The organism is Marinobacterium profundum (assembly GCF_001528745.1).
GTDB lineage: Bacteria > Pseudomonadota > Gammaproteobacteria > Pseudomonadales > Balneatricaceae > Marinobacterium_A > Marinobacterium_A profundum.
In genome coordinates this window covers 1-1,234 of the sequence record NZ_BCNS01000215.1, presented here as the reverse complement: position 1 = coordinate 1,234, position 1,234 = coordinate 1, and the positions used below count along the sequence as shown (strand labels likewise).

At 56.2% G+C, this 1,234-nt stretch carries 1 protein-coding gene; it reads right to left on the bottom strand.

All coding sequences use genetic code 11. From position 1 onward, the window contains the following. Positions 1 to 528: 528 nt before the first annotated feature. Positions 529 to 1,234 (bottom strand): hypothetical protein (locus MPRO_RS26255; RefSeq protein ID WP_216821370.1); only part of this gene is annotated, 706 nt, incomplete at its 5' end.

The window sequence follows — 1,234 nt, the reverse complement described above, 5'->3', positions numbered from 1 at the left end:
GGCTACTAGGCTTCCCCCACCTTACTCAGGGTCAGCGCAACGCGGCACGACATGGGCCTGCAAGAGCTGCCAACAAATTCAGACTGGGTAACCCACTCTGAACAGGATAGTCCATTAGATTCATCGGCCACAGGCGGCTTAAAGACTCCCAATACTTGCGTTTTAGCTGCTGAACGAATCAATGGAAACGATAATATTGGCAACCCCGAGATCACCCGGTGCCGGCTCCAACACCACCGATTGCAGCCTGCTAACTTGAGTGGAAAAGGACACCCATACGGCCAGCTGCGATTTAGTACTTATACTTCAAGGGTAACGCTAGCCTGGTTGCGTCAATGCCGTTGCGGTTAAACATGGCGGTGAATGCAACCAGGTACTGATCATGGATCGATGGCCTCGGGCTCTCGACACCTGAGATGAGGTGAGGAAATGTACCCAAGCAACCGCGACTCCGCACTCTGCAGGACAATGGTCATAACCGCCTTTGCTATTCTGCTGGGCGCATGTACGGCAGCACCCATGCGACTGTCAGAATTTGCGCCTCAGGGTGGCTACGTTCTGCACGACGAAAACACAACGCCACGATTCTGGCACCGTGGCCGGCCAGCCGATGTCATCGCCACGCTTTACATCGATGGCAGCAACATCTTTCTTGATGACCGCAGGGTGGCAACCAATACACCTATAAGGAACGGCGCCCATGTCCGTACCGGACCCGATAGCGGGGCACTGGTCGCATTTGAGCCCGCCAATCGTGGGCGCTGCCATATTGAAGTCCGGGACATTTTCGTGGGCCGCCTGCTGGGCGGGACCGGAGAGTGCCTGTATACCCTGGATACCCCCCAAGGCGGCGGGCGGGCCGAAACGCGGTCGACCGAATATCACCTTGATGTGCACCAGGGCCGCACCGAGCTCACGATTCTGAGCGGTCGAATGCAGGTTGTATTGCGCCGTGCTCCCGGCACACCGGTGACCGTCAATGCGTTTCAGGAAGTTCTGCTGACCGCCAACGGAATAATCGGGCCGCGCCCGGTTTCCGCAGAAGAAATCGAACGACGGACGCAATGGCAGCATAAATTCAGGTTCCGCCAAAAGGAACCCACCAGATTTGAATTCAGTATCCCCATCATCAAAAGGTCCAGATCGAAACCAGACTCCCGCCCGGATGATTATGACCGCCCTCCTCCGACGAAAGATGACGTGTACATCCCGCCGAAACGGATCATCGATTAAG